This is a genomic window from Stenotrophomonas sp. MH181796 (genome assembly GCF_009659995.1).
Lineage (GTDB): Bacteria > Pseudomonadota > Gammaproteobacteria > Xanthomonadales > Xanthomonadaceae > Stenotrophomonas > Stenotrophomonas riyadhensis.
The window spans coordinates 678,528-695,534 of record NZ_RAHU01000002.1 but is presented as its reverse complement, the minus strand read 5'-3'; the positions used below and the strand labels follow the sequence as shown (position 1 = coordinate 695,534).

Annotated in this window: 17 protein-coding genes; 6 read left to right on the top strand and 11 right to left on the bottom strand. The window is 63.8% G+C overall.

Translation table 11 applies throughout. From position 1 onward, the window contains the following. The first annotated feature begins 9 nt into the window (after positions 1–9). Both nhaA and D5301_RS07285 read left to right on the top strand, forming a co-directional pair. A complete protein-coding gene (gene nhaA, locus D5301_RS07290) occupies positions 10–1,875 on the top strand; it encodes a Na+/H+ antiporter NhaA (protein WP_029885974.1) in 1,866 nt (621 codons plus the stop codon). Positions 1,876–1,900: 25 nt separating this feature from the next. Further along, entirely contained in the window at positions 1,901–4,552 is a 2,652-nt protein-coding gene (locus D5301_RS07285; protein WP_029885973.1) for an excinuclease ABC subunit UvrA, read from the top strand. A gap of 77 nt (positions 4,553–4,629) precedes the next feature. Here D5301_RS07285 and mobH read toward each other — a convergent pair whose 3' ends face one another. Beyond that, positions 4,630–6,468, bottom strand: coding sequence for a MobH family relaxase (mobH, locus tag D5301_RS07280; RefSeq protein WP_023435209.1), 1,839 nt, complete (start codon positions 6,466–6,468; stop codon positions 4,630–4,632). 317 nt (positions 6,469–6,785) lie between these two features. Here mobH and D5301_RS07275 point away from each other — a divergent pair, with 317 nt between their 5' ends. The 3 genes from D5301_RS07275 (at position 6,786) to D5301_RS07265 (ending at position 8,501) form a co-directional block, all read left to right on the top strand. Further along, complete coding sequence (locus D5301_RS07275; RefSeq protein ID WP_029885972.1) at positions 6,786–7,412, top strand: hypothetical protein; 627 nt, start codon at positions 6,786–6,788, stop codon at positions 7,410–7,412. A 12-nt stretch (positions 7,413–7,424) separates the two neighbouring features. Next, positions 7,425–8,057 carry an RES family NAD+ phosphorylase gene (locus D5301_RS07270; RefSeq protein WP_029885971.1) on the top strand — a complete coding sequence of 211 codons (633 nt, stop codon included), beginning with the start codon at positions 7,425–7,427 and terminating at the stop codon, positions 8,055–8,057. 84 nt (positions 8,058–8,141) lie between these two features. Beyond that, positions 8,142–8,501 carry a DUF3742 family protein gene (locus tag D5301_RS07265; RefSeq protein WP_029885970.1) on the top strand — a complete coding sequence of 120 codons (360 nt, stop codon included), beginning with the start codon at positions 8,142–8,144 and terminating at the stop codon, positions 8,499–8,501. Positions 8,502–8,505: 4 nt separating this feature from the next. Here D5301_RS07265 and D5301_RS07260 read toward each other — a convergent pair whose 3' ends face one another. The 8 genes from D5301_RS07260 to D5301_RS07225 all read right to left on the bottom strand — a co-directional run bounded on the left by D5301_RS07260 (position 8,506) and on the right by D5301_RS07225 (position 14,778). Further along, complete coding sequence (locus D5301_RS07260; protein ID WP_029885969.1) at positions 8,506–8,859, bottom strand: hypothetical protein; 354 nt, start codon at positions 8,857–8,859, stop codon at positions 8,506–8,508. Positions 8,860–8,950: 91 nt separating this feature from the next. Beyond that, positions 8,951–10,474: a conjugal transfer protein TraG N-terminal domain-containing protein gene (locus D5301_RS07255; protein WP_029885968.1), complete on the bottom strand. Its 1,524-nt coding sequence runs from the start codon at positions 10,472–10,474 to the stop codon at positions 8,951–8,953. 15 nt (positions 10,475–10,489) lie between these two features. Next, positions 10,490–10,846 (bottom strand): hypothetical protein, encoded by a 357-nt coding sequence (locus tag D5301_RS07250; RefSeq protein WP_029885967.1) that lies wholly within the window; start codon positions 10,844–10,846, stop codon positions 10,490–10,492. Continuing rightward, the gene (locus D5301_RS07245; protein ID WP_153855213.1) at positions 10,843–12,237 is read right to left on the bottom strand and encodes an integrating conjugative element protein; all 1,395 of its coding nucleotides are present in this window, start codon (positions 12,235–12,237) and stop codon (positions 10,843–10,845) included. Before D5301_RS07245 ends, D5301_RS07250 begins: the two co-directional genes overlap by 4 nt. 9 nt (positions 12,238–12,246) lie before the next feature. Next, a complete protein-coding gene (locus tag D5301_RS07240) occupies positions 12,247–13,194 on the bottom strand; it encodes a TIGR03756 family integrating conjugative element protein (protein WP_029885965.1) in 948 nt (315 codons plus the stop codon). Further along, a complete protein-coding gene (locus D5301_RS07235; protein WP_029885964.1) occupies positions 13,191–13,637 on the bottom strand; it encodes a TIGR03757 family integrating conjugative element protein in 447 nt (148 codons plus the stop codon). The genes D5301_RS07240 and D5301_RS07235 overlap by 4 nt, the downstream gene beginning before the upstream one ends. A 291-nt stretch (positions 13,638–13,928) precedes the next feature. Then, positions 13,929–14,453, bottom strand: coding sequence for a rhodanese family protein (locus tag D5301_RS07230; RefSeq protein ID WP_034392213.1), 525 nt, complete (start codon positions 14,451–14,453; stop codon positions 13,929–13,931). A 25-nt stretch (positions 14,454–14,478) separates the two neighbouring features. After that, entirely contained in the window at positions 14,479–14,778 is a 300-nt protein-coding gene (locus D5301_RS07225; protein ID WP_194936611.1) for a metalloregulator ArsR/SmtB family transcription factor, read from the bottom strand. An 88-nt stretch (positions 14,779–14,866) separates the two neighbouring features. Between D5301_RS07225 and D5301_RS07220 the strand changes: the two genes are divergently transcribed. After that, positions 14,867–15,739 (top strand): MBL fold metallo-hydrolase, encoded by an 873-nt coding sequence (locus tag D5301_RS07220; protein WP_153855211.1) that lies wholly within the window; start codon positions 14,867–14,869, stop codon positions 15,737–15,739. A 56-nt stretch (positions 15,740–15,795) separates the two neighbouring features. Here the strand turns inward: D5301_RS07220 and D5301_RS07215 are convergent, their stop codons facing one another. Continuing rightward, positions 15,796–16,107: a hypothetical protein gene (locus tag D5301_RS07215; RefSeq protein WP_153855210.1), complete on the bottom strand. Its 312-nt coding sequence runs from the start codon at positions 16,105–16,107 to the stop codon at positions 15,796–15,798. A gap of 122 nt (positions 16,108–16,229) precedes the next feature. Beyond that, entirely contained in the window at positions 16,230–17,003 is a 774-nt protein-coding gene (gene dsbG, locus D5301_RS07210; RefSeq protein WP_153855209.1) for a thiol:disulfide interchange protein DsbG, read from the bottom strand. Positions 17,004–17,007: the final 4 nt, after the last annotated feature.

Genomic DNA, 17,007 nt, shown 5'->3' with positions numbered 1-17,007 from the left:
AATAAGAACATGCCAGACGCTTCTCTCGGTGAATCCTCTGCGAATATCAGACGGAGTCGAGTTGCCCGCTATCTACGCACTGAGTCCGGGGCGGCGGTGCTGCTGGTGATCGTCACGGTTGTGGCGCTGGCGTGGGCGAACTCGCCGCTATCCGATGCCTATTTCGGGTTGTGGCACCTGGACGTCGGGTTCAACTTTGGGCCATTGGGCCTGCACATGGATCTGCATCACTGGGTCAACGACGGCCTGATGGTCGTCTTCTTCTTCCTGATCGGCCTGGAGGTGCGTCAGGAGTTCGCCCACGGATCGCTCCGGGATCGCAGCCGTGCCGGTCTCGCCCTGATCGCGGGTGTCGCGGGTGTCGTGCTTCCCGCTCTGGTGTACGTCCTGCTCGTGGGGCTGGCCGGAGGTCAGGGCCTGCACGGGTGGGGTGCGGTGGTCGGCACCGATACGGCGTTCATGCTGGGCACCCTGGCGATCGTCGGTCCGCGGCTGTCCGGTCAGTTGCGTGTGTTCCTGCTCACCCTGACCGTGGTCGATGACTTCCTCGCCGTGTCCATCATCGGCATCGTCTATAGCGAGGAGATCCGGGTCGTCCCGTTGTTGATCGCCCTCGCCAGTCTCGTTGCGCTGTGGTGGCTGGGGCGCACCCGCCAGTGGCGGGCAATGCCGTATGTGCTGATCGTGATCGTGCTGTGGCTCGCAACCCTGTACTCCGGCATCCATGCCTCCCTCGCCGGGATGGCCGCGGGGCTGCTGATCCCCGCCTATGCGACGCAACGTCACGGGGTCGTTGCGGCAAGACAACTGTTCCGCGACTTCTGGCAGTCGCCGAGTGCCGCATCGGCCCGCGCGGTGGACTGCGGGCTGTCCCGGGGTATCTCGGTGAACGAGCGATTGCACGAGTTCCTGCGGTTGCCGACGGCGCTGCTGATCGTGCCGATCTTCGCCTTGGCGAACGCCGGGGTGGACCTGCGTGGCGGGCTGCTCGCTGAGGCCTTCGGCTCGCCCGTGACCTGGGGCGTCATCGCGGGGCTCGTGCTCGGCAAGCTCCTGGGCATCGGGCTCACCACGCTCGTCGCCGTCCGTCTCGGCCTGGGCCGGCTGCCCGAGGGCGTCGGGGTGGGGAGCGTGTTCGGTGGGGCGGCGCTGTCCGGGATCGGCTTCACCGTGTCGCTGCTGATCATCGGGCTCGCGTTCGGCACGACCTCCGACCTGGGCCGCCAGGCGACGGTCGGCGTGCTCGTGTCGATGATGCTCGCCACGTTGCTCGGGTGGCTCATCTTCAAGGTTGCCGCTCGCAGGTGGGGTGAGGAGACCGCCGATCTGCCGATGGTGCTTGAGCCGCCGGTCGATCCCGAGGTCGATCACATTCGCGGGCCAGAGGACGCGCAGCTCACGCTGGTGGAGTACGTGGACTTCGAGTGCGAGTACTGTGCGCACGCTACCGGTTCTTGGGAGGATCTGCGCGCCCACTTCGGGGACGACCTGCGGTATGTGGTGCGCCACTTGCCGCACCACCCGCATGGGCCGATCGCCGCGCGTGCGTCCGAGGCGGCATCGAATCAGGGGATGTTCTGGCCGTGGCTGGACTTCGTGTTCACCCGTCAGCACGCGCTGGAGCGCGAGGATCTGATCGGCTACGCCGCAGAGCTTGGGCTCGACGTCGATCGGTTCATCGCGGATCTCGACAGCCCTGCGGTGATCGAGCGTGTCGAGCGCGACCTCGCCAGTGCGGTCGCCAGCGGTGCGCACGCCACGCCGACGTTCTTCGTCGAGGGTCGCCGCCTGCGCGGCAGCTACGACGCCCGCTCTGTCACCGCAGCGCTCGAAGCTAGCCGCCGCGGCACCCGAACTCAGGAAGTCCCGTCCTGAGCGGGACGAACTACCGGATAAAAACATGCCAAACAATTCTTTCGGTGAATCCTCTTGTACCGCTGCCGCCAGCGGCATGGTGGAAGTGCGCGGCGCGCGCGAGCACAACCTCAAGGACGTGGATGTCGCCATCCCGCGTAACGCGCTGGTGGTGTTCTCGGGTGTCTCCGGCTCCGGGAAGTCCTCGCTGGCCTTTGGCACCATCTATGCCGAGGCCCAGCGGCGCTACTTCGAGTCGGTGGCCCCCTATGCGCGGCGACTGATCGACCAGGCCGGCGTACCGGACGTCGATGCGATCGACGGCCTACCGCCGGCGGTGGCGCTGCAACAGCAGCGGGGCTCCAGCAACGCGCGTTCCTCTGTGGGCAGTGTGACCACCTTGTCCAGCCTGGTGCGGATGATGTATTCGCGCGCTGGCGCCTACCCAGCCAACCAGCCCATGCTGTACGCCGAGGATTTTTCGCCCAACACGCCGCAGGGAGCGTGCCCGACCTGCCACGGCCTGGGCCATGTGTACGAGGTGACCGAGGCCAACATGGTGCCCGATCCCTCCCTGAGCATCCGCGAGCGGGCGATCGCCTCCTGGCCCCCCGCCTGGCAAGGCCAGAACCTGCGCGACATCCTGGTCAGCATGGGCTACGACGTTGACCGACCGTGGAAGGACCTGCCGAAGAAGGATCGCGACTGGATTCTGTTCACCGAGGAAACACCGACGGTGCCGGTGTACGCCGGCTTCACGCCTGCCGAGACCCGCGCCGCGCTCAAACGCAAGATGGAGCCGAGCTACATGGGCACCTTCACCAGCGCCCGACGGTATTTGCTGCACACCTTTGCCAACACCCAGAGCGCGCTGATGAGAAAGCGCGTGTCCCGGTTCATGGAGGGCAAACCGTGCCCCACCTGCCACGGCAAGCGGCTCAAGCCCGAGGCGCTGTCGGTCACGTTCGCCGGCGTGGACATCGGCGAGTTCATGCAGATGCCGCTGGATCAGTTGGCGGCCTTGCTCGAACCCATCGCCCAGGGCGATTTCCGCGCCCATGCAGCGGGGGCGGCTACGGACAAGGAAGCGACCCGACGCGACCGTGCCGAACGCGCGGCCTCCGGCCGCGCCGTCCATGCGGTATCGCCCGACGTGCGCCGCACCTCGGCGCTATCGGAAGAAAAGCGCCTCGCCGCGCAGCGCCTGGCCGGTGGCGTGATGGCGCGCCTGCGTCAACTGCGTGGGCTGGGTTTGGGTTACCTGACGCTGGACCGAGCCACGCCGACGCTTTCGGCCGGCGAGTTGCAACGCCTGCGGTTGGCCACGCAATTGAGTTCCCTGCTGTTCGGCGTCGTGTACGTGCTCGACGAACCCTCGGCGGGCCTGCATCCCTCCGACAGCCAGGCCCTGTACGACGCGCTCGACCGGCTGCGCGATGCGGGTAACTCGGTGTTCGTGGTGGAGCACGACCTTGACCTGATGCGCCGCGCGCAATGGCTGGTCGATGTCGGGCCGGATGCCGGGGAGCGTGGCGGCCGCGTGCTCTACAGCGGCGAACCGGATGGCCTGCGCAAGATTGCCGAATCGCGTACTGCACGCTACCTGTTCGACGAGATCCCCGCGCCGGGAAGCCGAGCACGCGAAGCGACCGGCTGGCTGGAGCTGCAGGGCATTCACCGCCACAACCTGCATGGCGTGGATGCACGCATTCCGCTGGGCGTGCTAACAGCCGTCACGGGTATCTCCGGCTCCGGCAAATCCAGCCTCGTCGCGCAGGCCCTGCCGGAGTTGGTGCTGCTACACCTGGGCCACGAGCCTGAAGACGATGCGGCCGATAACGCCACCAGTGAAGGGCCGGCCGTGATCGAAGCGACCGGTGGTCATCTGGCGGGCGACGTGGACGCCATACAGCGCCTGGTGCAGGTGGACCAGAAACCGATTGGGCGCACGCCGCGGTCGAACCTGGCTACCTACACCGGCCTGTTCGATCATGTACGCAAGCTGTTCGCCGCCACGCCCGATGCGCGACGCCGCCGCTATGACGCCGGACGGTTCTCGTTCAACGTTGCCAAGGGGCGCTGCGAGACTTGCGAGGGCGAGGGTTTCGTGAGCGTGGAACTGCTGTTCATGCCCAGCGTGTACGCGCCGTGCCCTACGTGCCATGGCGCACGCTACAACGAGGCCACGCTGAAGGTGCAGTGGAACGGGCGCAACATCGCCGAGGTGTTGCAGATGACCGTGGACGAGGCCAGCGAATTCTTCGAGGGTGAAGATGCGGTGGCAAGGCCACTGCAACTGCTGCGTGATATCGGACTGGGCTATCTGCGCCTGGGGCAACCGGCCACTGAGCTTTCCGGTGGCGAGGCGCAGCGCATCAAGCTGGCGACCGAGCTTCAGCGCAGCCAGCGCGGCCGAAGCCTGTACGTGCTCGACGAGCCGACCACCGGACTGCATGCGTCGGATGCCGACCGGCTGCTGGTGCAGTTGCAGCGCCTGGTCGATGCCGGCAATACCGTGGTGATGATCGAGCACGACATGCGCGCGGTGGCCCAGGCCGACTGGGTGATCGACGTGGGGCCGGGCGCGGGCGCTGCCGGCGGCAGCATCGTAGTGGCGGGTTCCCCTCAGCAGGTGGCCCGAACGTCTGGCAGCCGAACCGCTCCGTTCCTTGCACAGGAGTTGGCGCGGGCCGAGTAGCTCAGTTCGCTAAATGTTGCCAGCTTTCGCGGGGCATTGATCGCCACACGGTGGTGGCGATCAATGCCCGAATCGCGTCATCCTTCCTGAGTCAGAGCAAGATAGGGATTGTTGGGCGGTATTTCGGGGAATGCCAAGGACCCATCTTCCAGGAGGTAGCCATGCAGTCGGCGGGACTTCCTCGGGCCCGTGACTTCACAAGTCCAAATGTTCAGGCCATTGGGGTGCTTGCGATGTAGCTGCAGCTTCTCGAAGCGCTTCTGCATCCACTGCCAATCCTGTTGATTCTCCTGCTTGGCAAGCGCGCCCACTTCGGGATGCTCCTGCGCATAGCGTTGGAACACACCAGGGCTGACCAGGTAGGCCGTGTCATTCACCGTATGCACGAGCGCCTTCGCGTCGTTGATGATGAGCCGTCGTGAGGCGATTCCCTGCTTCAGCCAAGCCATGAAATGTTCCCCGGATGGCTTCGTCGCCGATGACAGAGGCGTAGGCGCAGGTGCAGGTGATGGAAGGGAGGTTGCGGCTGTCGCTGGCGTGGGAGTGTGGAAGAACTCCTCGGCATCCTGGCCAACGCCGGCCGACTCACCCAAGCCCACCATCGCGAGCAAGTCCTCCATGACGTCGGGCATGGGCTGGGCTGCGGGAGGTGAAACGATGGTGGTGCCGTCGCCCTCCCAAATTGGAGGTTCTTGACCTCCCTGCGCTGGTTTCCCCGAGACAGTAGGCGCGGGAGCCGACGTGCTGGCATCGTTTTCTGCGGGCGTCGCGTCGATCTCTACCGTGCCTGCGAAAGGTGCTGGTCGCTCGCCAGACTCCCAGATCAGCGCGGGAGCGAGACGCAACAGGGTGAACGAATGGGACCAGCCGGTCGTGCTGGTCACGGTCGCGCGCCAGACCGCTTTGCCGTCCGAGGTAGGCTGGAGCATGCCGTGATCCTGCAGCACGTTGAACACGGCAGTGTTGTTCGCAGGAATGCCATCGATCCCTTGAGACAGGAGATGTGCGCGCAGTTTGTCCGAGACTGTCTTGCTCACCAGCCACAAACCATCCTCGGTGAGCCAGCCATCGGAGGCTTCCGGCTGGTTCAGCTTCAACTGTTCCTTGAGCAGGTAGCGCAACCCGTCCAGCAGCTTGCGTTGCAGTGCGTGCTTGGGCGCTGCCATGGCGCGGGCTGGATCGCCGCCCAACTCCTGAGCCACGGAAGCGCGGTCGGCCTGTACGACCAGTTCTCCCAGCACGCCGGCGTGCTCGTACTGTCCGGCCAGGACGTAAAGCAGCGGTGCCCAGAGAGATGGATAGCCGCTGAGCCAGTCCAGGATGTGGCGATCGAGCAGTTGGCGGTAGAGCAACCCCGTCGCGGCGCTGTGCAGGCGGTACTCGCGGTCTTCGCGGTAGCGGAATCGGTATGGCTGGACCAGAGGGTCATGCCACGGATGCCACACGGTCCCGTCGGCCAGTTCGACGTGCAGATCGACGGCGATCTTGCCAACGTCGTGGAGCAGCGCGGCATAGGCGACGGCGGCGGTCCAGGCCTCAGACTGCGCCGCCTGATCCTCGGGACTGGCACCGATGGGTAGCAAATGGGACTGCCGGAGCTTCAGGCTGTAGGCGACGATTTCCAGGCCGTGGTCCAGCATGCCGCCGGGGTATGCGTGATGATGCGCCTCGGAAGCCGGGAAGGCCTGGACCAGCTCGGCGTAGCGTTCCAGCGGCGCCCGGTACAAGGTGGCGAACTGCCTGCGCGAGAGCGACGTGCGCTGCCAGATGTGTTCCAGCAGCTTCTGTCGGCGCGGCGTCGCCAGCAGCGAAGCGGCCGACCCAGGCCGCAGCAGCCCTTTCGGGAGATCGATGGCGGGTGCTGGCGATGGATCGGCAGCGACCGAGGGCCGTTTTCGCTGGAACAGGGAGAGCATGTGAGGTGTCCTAATGACGGGCCGACCGGGAGGCCTTTTGGCCTTTTCGAGGTAGGGCCTTTCCCCTTGCACCCCATTCCCTTGCCATTTCGGCCCTTTGGCCTTTAACCGTTTCGGTATAGCGGGGCTTGGATTGCGGCTCCACCGTCAATGTGGAACTCGCTCGAATGCATTGGACGGCGACCAGGCGCTGGCCTCGGTCTATGCTGCGAAGACGCTGCTTCCGCCAGGTAGGTTGCTCTCTAGGCGACAAAGTTGACAAGCGCGACAAAGGCGACTAGAGTGAATCCTGTCTCAAACCTACTCGGGAGATGACCATGCCCACTGCCATTGAATTCATTGCCGACCGTCTGCCGCGCGTCACGGTGGAAGATGTGCGCCGCTTCGCGGATACCGTCGAAATCCGGGATGCCACGGCTTTCGCGGCCGAGTTGCAGGCGTTCGTCCACGAGCGTGTGGAAGCGGTGACACTGCCCGCTAACTTGGAGGGCGAGACCGTTGGTCAGGCCCTTGCACGCAAGGCGGCCGCGCTGCGCGCCGACACGCGCTGGGCACCGAATGAAACCGACGTCCAGCGAGGCCGCGCTGTGCTGCTGGAAGCCTTCAACCAGCCGCACAACCTGCCGCCCACCGAGTTCGCCAAGCTGGCGGACAAGTCGCGCCAGCAGATCTACAAGGACATCCTCGCGCGTCGGCTGCTGGCGCTGAACGTTGGGCCGCGCGGTCAGAAGCTGCCCGACTGGCAGCTCGACCCGGTAAAGCAGCAGTTGACCCAAACCGTGCTTCAGGAGGTCGAGGGTATCGATCACTGGACGATCTACCGCGCACTGTCCGAACCGCTCGAAGGCTTGGGCGGTCGCTCGCCGGTGGATGCGGTGACGCATGGCACGATCGACGACGTGGCCGAGGCCGTGTTCAACGTGCTGGGCGTTCAGGTGCATTGAAGCGAGACCGCCATGAGCCACGAGCTGCCTTCGTTCCTGATCGATGCCGGTGAACTGCTCCAGCATGTGAGCCGCGTCGTCTATCGGGGCAGCCCGCTGTACTATGGCCGCGGCAGCACCAATCGCTACGACGACCCGGCCCGGGCCTACGGCGTGCTCTACCTGGGGCGCGACCTGCCCACGGCGCTGATGGAGTCGGTGTTTCACAAGCATCAGTGGCTTGATGACGCGAAGCGCTCGATCGCGTTGAAAGAAGTCCAGGGCAGGATGGTGCGCGCCGTAGGGGTGGTGGCCGACGTGCTTCTGGCCGATCTCACGGCACCGGGCGTCATGGCGGGCTACTTTGGTCTGAACCTGGAGCAGTTGGCCAGCCGTGACTACACGCACACGCAGCAGGTGTCCGCCCAGGTGCATGCGATGCTCGGCGACGACGGCCAGCCGCTGTTCGACGGGGTGCTCTATCCGTCGCGCAACAACTATCCCGCCAAGAGCATCGCGCTGTTCGAGCGTGCGGAAACGAAGGTCAGCGTCATCGAGGACATCGATCTGGTTGACCATGCGGACTGGCCGCGTTTCGTTGCCACCTACCGCATCGGCGTGGAACCCGACCCCGGCCCGGTAGAACCGGATGACGGATCGTCCTGAAGCAGAAAGAGAACATATTGAAGCCCCAATCTGAATGACGTGGAGCACACCGGAATAGGCATCCCTCAGTAGCAGGAGACGACCATGAATACCACAACCCGCACCAGCACTGCAGAACGTCTCGGCCGCGCCTTTGGCCGCGGATGGCGCGCCTATGCTCGCGGCGAACGGCGGGCGTCGAACTGGCTGGTATCCAAGGGACTGCCGCGAGCTGGCGCCGCCGCGATTGTGTGGATAGTCAAGCTGGCCGCGCTCGGAGTGTTGCTCTACAGCACCTTCTGGCTGGCTCTGCTGCTGGTGTTGGTCATGGTGGTTGCCTGGATGGCCCGCAATGCCGACCTGGGCGATGAATTGCCCGAGCCAGAGTGGCGAAACGGACCAGCAGGGTTTGGCCTATACACCTACGACGGTTTTCGCATTGATCCTCATGTCGAGGACGATTAATTCGTCACAGAGCTGTGTTCTGGAGGTGCCGATAAATCTGCTCGCGTACTTCGGTGTCTGCCACTCCCCAGGTTTTCACCTGCTTTCGGATAGCGCGTGGAAGGTTGAGCAGAACCTCGTGGAGATCGGTATCGGACAGGGATTTGCCGGTCGCATCCAACACTGTGTCATGAAGGTTTGCCATGCACGCTTCAAGGTCATGTGCTTGATCATCAGCCGCAGCAAAATCTGCTGAGCCGTCTAGATGAATTGGGCCAGTGATGAAATCGACCCCTTGCAGCCGAAGCACGGCTTCGAGCACCGACTTTCCCTCGCCGCTCGGCACGATGGATGGGTAGCGAAGAGTGTTGGTGGTCATCGTGTGAAATCCTGGCGTTGCAGTTGGTCAGGATCGCTGCATCTTTCCCTACGATAAGCCTACTACGCCGCGGGGGTTGTCGGCGCAAAGATCACTTTTTCCCCACTGCATTGATCGCAATACTTCCACCCTTGCCGCCAGCGGCCTTGGCATCTCCGGTGGCCCCGGCGAGGCCTTGCAGCACGTTGCCGGCACGAACGCCCGCCCAAGCCAAGGCCATGATCCAGAATGTAGGCAGCACGATGAACATCGTGCCCATGACGAACATCAGGAGCAGGTCGCCAAAGGCATTGTTCAACCCCACCAGCGGATCGAAGTTAGTGTGTGGCCGGTTCCAGCCGAAGCCCCACCCATAGAGCGCATCGAGGATGGTGCTGTCGATCCAGCGTGCGAGTTGGAACCAGAAATCGGTGAAGAACAGCGCGAACTGCACGACGCTGACGGTGACGACCGTCTTCAGGTCATAGGTTCCGACGACCAGTACGAGCGGGATGCAGATGACCAGTGCCATCTTGAGCAAGGCAAGCACCATGGGCAGCGCTTGGCGCACCACGTCCATGGCGGGAAATGCGGCAAGTGCCCCGACCGCCATTCCTACATCCCCCGTGGCCCGCGTCACGATGTTCGGCAGGGTCTTGTCGATCTGGCCGCCGTAGTCGGTATAGACCGAACCCTGGGTGAGCTTCTGCTGTCGCGGTGACGCGATGGTACGGACCACCGAATCGTCCACCTCGGTACGGCTCAGGAACCCGGCCCAGCCCGCCAAGCGATTCAACAGGCTGGGGTCCACCTGGCTCAGCAGCCGTGCCCGCAGGCCGTTGCTGCCATCGGCCCACCACTGCCTGCAGGTCGGGTAGCCGCCGCCACTGGCCACCTGCGCAAGCCCTGCGTCGCGGGTGTCGTCATAGGGCCATGACTCGCGCGCCGTGCTGGAACGGTAGCTGTCGTAGTAGCCGCCGGTATCCGTGAAAAACCTCGAACCGATCCAGGTCACGTCGTTCATTTGAGCTTCGTCCAGCTCCGGCCGCGCCATGAACAATTTAGCGCGTGCAGGTCCGTAGCAGTCGTGTGTGAAATCGGCCACTTCCTGAGCCAGAACCGGGTCATTGATGCGGGTAGCGTCGATCTCCATGCGCATCTGTCGCAGGTCTGTCCCGCACGGGATTGCCGCCACCGAGGCGCTGGTGACGGCGCGCGAGAGCGCGTGCATGAAGGCCCACCAGACCGGCACCTTGGCACTCTGGTTGTTGATGGTGCTGAAGGACTGGGACCAGCCGGTATCCGTGGGCTGCGGCACGTTGACCTGGCACTGGGCCGAGCGCGAGCTGTCGTACTGAATTGTGTTGAGGTCCACGTCGATGAAGGGGATGCCGGCGAACATCACCACCACGATGGCGACGAACACCCGGTTCTCGATGCGTGCGGCCGAGAGCACGCCCTTGTTGCCTTCGTCGGCACCTTCCGCACGGGCCTTAAGCCATTCCTGCACGATGATCGCCACGAAGGGCAGTGCGAATACCCCGCTGGATACCAGTACCGCCCAGATGCCGTTGTTGACGATCCAGGACACCAAGGTCAGGTAGTACTCCAGGTAGTCGGTTGTGAAAAGCGTCATGGCTCGGACTTCCCCTCAGCCCTGCATCAACAGGCTGGCTTCAAGCGCCACGATGGCAACGACGCCGGCGATCTCGCTGCGTACCAGGCGGCGCCGCGCTTGCGCGTCGTCCTCACGCGCAAGCAGCCGGCGACGCATCCAGACCCAGCCGTAGGCCGTCGCGCCATACAGGCACAGCCGCCAGACCAGGAAGTAGCCCGCTGCTGCCGCCAGCCAACGCTCCCAGCCCGCGACGCTTCCGACGAGGTAGATGCCAACGATGTTGGCACCCACGGCGACGGCCGCGAGTACCACCGTCCACAGCAGCGCCTTCGCTGCGCGCCGGTTGAACAGCCAGCGCGGGCGCAGCCAGGCCGCACGCATCAGGCTCATGGCCGGCCTCCCGGATTGCCCTTCTGCAACTGATCGAGGCGGTCAGGCACCGGATCGCCTTCGTAGATGCCACGCGAGCCCGCCGCGCGCGTGCCGTGGCGCTGGATGATCGCCATGGGCGAGTTGTTCGCCAGCTCCCGGCGCAGCTCCAGCTCGGTCTTGAGGTTGCGAATCTCGCGATCGAGCGTGTCGCTCTCGTGGTTCACCGCCTCCACGGCGAGCTGGTTGGCCGCCACGTTGGGCTCCTTCTTGCCGGTCAGCAGCGTGCGTTGCAGCAGTAGCGCCTTCTCCAGCACCGACGCCAGCGCAACCTCGGACGCCAGGCGCTGCGACAGCAGGTGCTGGTCCGGTTCGTCGCGCAGTGCCTCGACCACGCCGCGCGTGATGGGCAGCGACGCGCTGCCGGCCTCCCGCAGGTTTTCGGGCGTCGTGTTCTTCGCCTTGGAGACCAGGTCCTGGAGCGCCTGCAGCTTGGCGTCGTACTCCTCCTGGATCAGGGGCGTCAGCCCGACGCCGGGCACCGTCTCCGTCTTGGTGCAGGCGTCGCAGGTGCGCTGCTCCTTCTCGCCGAGCACCCGTGTTGCCCACTCGATGGCCGCCTGCGGCGTGGTCCAGGTTTGGCACGACAGGCTCGTGCAACTGGCCGGAGCGATTGCCGACGTGTCGGTCACCCCGCGGCCATTGACCAGGTTGTAGCCCGCGCGGGTGACGTCACCGACCACCTTGATCGCGGGCTGACCGGAGCCGCCGGCATTGCTTCCCCCGACCCAGGGCACGCCATCGTTGCCACGGCGCGTCTCGGCCTGCTCGATGGCCGAGACGGCATCCGTGCTCGAAACAGCGTCACGCAGTGCCAACCCCTCTGCCATCTGGCTCCAGCCGAGTTGGCCGCCAGCCGTTTCGGCCATCTTTTCGGCCATGGCGCGGCACGTCAGCTTCGAGCGGTCGAAATCCAGCCGCGCTTGCAGAACGCCGTTGGTGAGCAGGTTGTAGAGGCCTGGATCTGCACGCTGGATGATCAACGCCGGCAGGGACGCCACAGCACTCGTAGCACTCTGGATCACCGAGGACATGATCTGCTGAAAGCCATTGGTGACACCGTTGAGTTGATTCTTCAACGTGGTCTGAATGCTCATGTCGCCGCAGATCAGATTGCTGTTCCAGCCGACACCCACGCCGAGCGAGCGCATGCCGGCTGCGCGGCCCATCGAAACGGCGCTGCCGCCGCCGAAGGAGTACATGACGTCATCGCCGATGACGTTGCCGCTGGTCTGGTAGCCTAGTTGGCCCCAGGCCACGCCGCTTGCCAGAACCAACGCGCCGGTAATCGCCAAACAGATCATCTTGCCACGAGCCGGTGGGGAGAACTGCATAGAGTCGGAACGCTTCATCGCGACACCTCAAAGGAAATCAACGCTGCCAAGGAACACCTGTCCACGGCGTTCGCAGCAGGCATACGGCCGCCACAGCGCCCAGGCGTAGTCGCCTTGCTGGGCCTGGGTCAGGAAGCCGGTGCGTGGGAAAACCGTGCAGGACGAGGACAGGACGGGCGTGAGTTCCTGCCACTTGCCAGTCGAGGCATCACCCTCCATCAGCGCGCCGGCGGGCCAGTAGCCATCGCGGGCGTTGGCAAGCAGCGGCTGGTACACGTGCAACTGCCCCCGGCGAGTGACGATATCTCCCGCACGCTGGGCCACCACGGCCCCCGATTTGTGGTCGTCGGTCTGGTGCAGGAAGCCGCCGCGGGGATACACGTTGCCCCAAAGGCTCATCGTGGTGCGTGCGCCGACCTCGCGCATGCCGGGAATCAATGCCTCCGGGTAGGCCATCTCGGGCACGTTGTAGCGCCAGGCAAGCGTGTCCAAGGTGCTGAGCAGATACGGCATGAATGCCGTTCCCGCGCCCTCGCAGAAGTAGCCCGAGGACGAAACAAACTGGTTGAACACCTCGACGCCGGGATGGCCGATCACCTCGGCGTTCTTGAATTTCGCGAGATTGTTTTCGTGATCCTCGTTCGTCGTTCCATCGCCGCCCGCTTGGGCGGACGGATTGGCCGTACTCATCGCCCGGACTTCAACCCACGGGTTCTCGCCCGTGTTGCTGTAGCTGGAGACGACCGCATCGGGGATGTAGTGGCGCACCTTGACAGAGGTGCGCACCGTGCATCCTCCCCAGGTGCAGTAGAGCCAGTAGCAGATACCCACCACCCGGTACTCCAAGCAATCGGGCGAGGCCACCGAGGCAACGATGGCGGTGGTGTTCAAGGCGTAGCTACCCGTGGCGCTGAGCAGCATCAAGGAAGCCACGCCGGCCCGCATGCGGCGCATCAGGTCGAATGGTCGCGTCATGGCTGGGTCCTCCGACGCTGCTCGATGCGCGCGACAGCGCGGGCCACATCCGGCTCGCCATAGACCACGTAGCGCTGATCCACCACGACAGCCGGGATGCTGGTGATGCCCAGGCTCCATGCGTCGGTGACGCCCTGGTATGCGGAAGCGATGCGGCGCTGTAGGTCGGCGCCGCCTTGGTTCAGCCGACGCTTGACGGTGGCCGCCGCCTGTTCGGGGGCGGCGGGCAGTTCCGCAGAAAGCTCCGCTTCAATCCGGCGGGCTTCGTCTAGCACGATCAGCCGCTCGCCGCCCATGGTCTTGACCGGGTGGTGGCTGTCGGTGACGACCAGTACGTCGGCTGCGAAGGTGACGGGGCTGAACACGGCCAGGGACGCCGGCAGCGCCACGACGAGACCAAGGGTTCGCCAGCCCGACGCGAACGTGGAAAAGGATGCCGGCATGTCGCGTGCCCCGAAAGTTGATCAGGGCCATAGTCAAACGCGAACCCGATGCCACCCCAACAAACAATGCGCATCGCGGGCTGCCCGCATACCTGCTTGTCCCGCGCCATAAAAAATGGCCAGTGTCAAGCCTTTCGTGCAAACCACGCTAGGCTTGAAACCATATACGGGGCAATAAGTTAGCCCGACTCCAAGCCGTCTGCGGGAGCAGCACATCTACGTGCTGGGAGCCACATAGGGGCTTCGGGAAGGCAAAGCCAGGAGCGCTGCAGCAAGGTGGCCGGTGACAGTTTAACCGGCCACTGCCTTACGATTCCACGGCATGCGCATCAGCAGGCGAGCCATGCCGCAGAAGCCGGACACGCCGGCAAAGATCAGTCCCGCACCGATGGCCCCGGACAAGGCATGGAACCAAGGTGAGACGGTGGCACCCAGCACCGCCCCCAGTAGGATGAGCGCACCCGCCGTGATCTGTACCTGACGCTGCAACTCCAGGGGTTGGGATACATCGGTCACCACAGGCAGCCCGGCTTTCTTCCAGGCATCCAGCCCACCTTCCAATACGTAGGCCTCGCAGGACACGCACGCGCCCAGTGCAGCGGCATTGACCCGCGTGCGGTTGCCTGAACGGCAGTGGAAGATGACGCCTGTCGTGACATCCAGCGGAAGCGCTGTCTTCAATTGATCCATGGGAATGTGGCGTGCAGCGGCAATGTGCTCGCGCGCATGTTCATCCGCAGCACGGATGTCGATCAACACGGCACCCTGACCAACGAGATCAAGGGCGGCTTGGGCAGAGATAGGATTCAGGGACACGTCAATTGGCTCCGAGCAGTCAGGTTCAAGGGCAGAAAATCGTCTTGAGCGTGGCAATGAGAGTGGCCACGTCGGGGTTTTCGATTCGGTAGTGCAGTGTCTGCGCCTCTCGGCGGAACGCTACCAGGCCTTCCTCGCGCATCTTGGCCAGATGCTGGGACAGTGCGGATTGGCTCAGGGGAACGTATTCGTGCAGCGTACCCACCGTCATCTCCCCGTGTTCGATCAGCAAGCAAAGCACCAGCAAGCGATGCTCATTGCCCACGGTTCGCAGCATGGCAGCCGCCTGGGCGGCGCCTTGTTGCAGGAACTGCTTGTCTTTCATCGTCACGATCGCGTCATTATTTCGCATTGTTCTAATTTAGCATAAACTAATTTAAGTTCAATACTTCAGCACTCTGCTTGGACAAGCTATGCCTACTTCCGCTGACATTCAGGCGTTCTTCGATGAAGCCACCAACACGGTGAGCTATCTGGTTTCAGACCCACGCACTCACCAGGCCGCCATCATCGACCCGGTCTTGGATTACGACCATCGCAGCGGCAAGGCCTCCACCGCCTCGGCGGATCGCATCCTGGCCGCCGCCCAAGCACGTGAATTGCAGATTGCGTGGATTCTTGAAACCCATGCGCATGCAGATCATCTGAGCGCAGCGCCTTATCTGAAGATGCGCACAGGTGCGCCCGTTGCCATCGGTGAACACATCCGTGACGTGCAGCGGATTTTCCGTCCCGTCTTCAATTTGGACGATGTTTCAGGCGATGGCAGCGAGTTCGACAGACTGTTCCGCGATGGCGAAACCTTCCCCATCGGTGCGTTGACCGTAGAGGTGCTACACACGCCGGGCCATACACCGGCCTGCGTCTCCTACCGTATCGGCGATGCGGTGTTCGTGGGGGACACACTGTTCATGCCGGACTACGGCACGGCGCGCGCCGATTTTCCGGGCGGTAGCGTCGACATGCTGTATCGGTCGATTCAGCGGCTGCTGTCGTTGCCCGCTGAGACGCGCCTGTTCATGTGCCACGACTACAAGTCCCCCGAACGGGACGTGTATGCGTGGGAATCGACCGTTGCCGACGAGCGCCAGCGCAACGTGCATGTGCGCGATGGCATCAGCGCCGAGGCATTCACAGAAATGCGTCAGCGGCGAGATGCCACGCTTCCCGCCCCGACGTTGTTGCTGCCTTCGATTCAGGTCAACATCCGTGCGGGACGTTTACCGGAGACCGAATCCAACGGCGTGCGTTACCTCAAGATCCCCATCAGCCTGCTGGCAGAGTAAGGGTGCCCCCGAGCCGGGCGGGATATACGGCTCGATCTGCGCCTGCGCTTTATGAATCATGCGCGAATGTAGCTCCACCCTTCCTGCTGCAATCTCGCGATGGCAAGCACAGCAGGATCATCAAGCAAGTTCAGTGGCTCTCGGCATGATCTGTTGATCCGATCCAGAGTGTTCGGACAAAGATAGGTCACCGAATCCTGTTCATGCGGTGCAGAGTCCAACGCAGCCGCTACCGCCTCGGCATTGGCGATGATGCGCACCTCGCTATCAGGTACAGAGCGCCGAAGATTCGTTGCATTGTTTCGAGCGCGTTGCAATGCCATGGCCGTTGGCGCATGGAGAACGACTTTCAAGGACTGCTGAGTCATCACGATCCTTCATTGTTGGGATGGCACATGGCCTCACGCCCATTCCTCTCGATCTCCATCCGCCATCCGACCGTGAGCCACGGTCATATCGGCATAGGCGATGTCTCACCGCGAGGCCCGGTTCAGCGTGGCCCGAGTGCCCGAGAGAGTGCAGCCCCTTGAGGCATGCCGTTGATCTTTTGCAGCGAACCGTCTTCATCCAGAAAGATGATTCCCGGCGTCCCACGAAACCCTTGCTGCATCATGAGCAACTGGTTTGCCGCCAAGGTAGTGCGGGCAGAGGTCGAGACGCTGGCTGCTGGTTTGATTCCTCCTGTGCCGATATTGCGCTCGTTCTCCTGCAGCGCAGCCGAGGGATCTGCTGCCTCCAGAATGGCCGCTGCCTTGGGAGCACTGTCTGCCTTGATGATGCCAACCAAGAGGTGCCGAATCTGGACTTTTCCAGAATCCACCCACGGGCGAGCCGCTTCCCAGAAGCGATTGCAATAGGGGCAGTTCGGATCGCTGAAGGTGTAGACGATGCGGGGCGCATCGGCCTTGCCGTCCAGCACCCATGTGGCTGACTCCAACTGCGCCCAAGCCTGCTCGGCCATGGGCTTGGCCACCAGATTCTGCAGCGTCTCTTCGTCCAGCGGTTCTCCCTGCTCATTCAAGCGGGTGCCGACAATGGCTTTGCCATCCGCCATGACATAGATGGCGACGGGGTTGTCACCCGCCACGCCTGCAAAACCACGCATGCCAGCGCCGACATCGAACTCCTTCACGATGGTCAGGCCCTGTGCCTCCAGCGCTTGCACTGACGCCGGACGCTGCCCGTTTTCGGCTTGACTGCAAGCGGCTGTCAGCATGAGCGCTAGAGCGAGGATGGAGGATGGATAAGTGCGTTTGATCAACATGTTG

Bases quoted from the DNA above. Each gene is read 5' to 3' on its own strand.
- D5301_RS07225 (WP_194936611.1), bottom strand. From the start codon at position 14,778: ATGAAAGACAAGCAGTTCCTGCAACAAGGCGCCGCCCAGGCGGCTGCC.
- D5301_RS07235 (WP_029885964.1), bottom strand. From the start codon at position 13,637: ATGCCGGCATCCTTTTCCACGTTCGCGTCGGGCTGGCGAACCCTTGGT.
- D5301_RS07285 (WP_029885973.1), top strand. From the start codon at position 1,901: ATGCCAAACAATTCTTTCGGTGAATCCTCTTGTACCGCTGCCGCCAGC.
- dsbG (WP_153855209.1), bottom strand. From the start codon at position 17,003: ATGTTGATCAAACGCACTTATCCATCCTCCATCCTCGCTCTAGCGCTC.
- D5301_RS07275 (WP_029885972.1), top strand. From the start codon at position 6,786: ATGCCCACTGCCATTGAATTCATTGCCGACCGTCTGCCGCGCGTCACG.
- mobH (WP_023435209.1), bottom strand. From the start codon at position 6,468: ATGCTCTCCCTGTTCCAGCGAAAACGGCCCTCGGTCGCTGCCGATCCA.
- D5301_RS07250 (WP_029885967.1), bottom strand. From the start codon at position 10,846: ATGAGCCTGATGCGTGCGGCCTGGCTGCGCCCGCGCTGGCTGTTCAAC.
- D5301_RS07245 (WP_153855213.1), bottom strand. From the start codon at position 12,237: ATGAAGCGTTCCGACTCTATGCAGTTCTCCCCACCGGCTCGTGGCAAG.
- D5301_RS07270 (WP_029885971.1), top strand. From the start codon at position 7,425: ATGAGCCACGAGCTGCCTTCGTTCCTGATCGATGCCGGTGAACTGCTC.
- D5301_RS07240 (WP_029885965.1), bottom strand. From the start codon at position 13,194: ATGACGCGACCATTCGACCTGATGCGCCGCATGCGGGCCGGCGTGGCT.
- D5301_RS07255 (WP_029885968.1), bottom strand. From the start codon at position 10,474: ATGACGCTTTTCACAACCGACTACCTGGAGTACTACCTGACCTTGGTG.
- D5301_RS07220 (WP_153855211.1), top strand. From the start codon at position 14,867: ATGCCTACTTCCGCTGACATTCAGGCGTTCTTCGATGAAGCCACCAAC.
- D5301_RS07215 (WP_153855210.1), bottom strand. From the start codon at position 16,107: ATGACTCAGCAGTCCTTGAAAGTCGTTCTCCATGCGCCAACGGCCATG.
- nhaA (WP_029885974.1), top strand. From the start codon at position 10: ATGCCAGACGCTTCTCTCGGTGAATCCTCTGCGAATATCAGACGGAGT.
- D5301_RS07260 (WP_029885969.1), bottom strand. From the start codon at position 8,859: ATGACCACCAACACTCTTCGCTACCCATCCATCGTGCCGAGCGGCGAG.
- D5301_RS07265 (WP_029885970.1), top strand. From the start codon at position 8,142: ATGAATACCACAACCCGCACCAGCACTGCAGAACGTCTCGGCCGCGCC.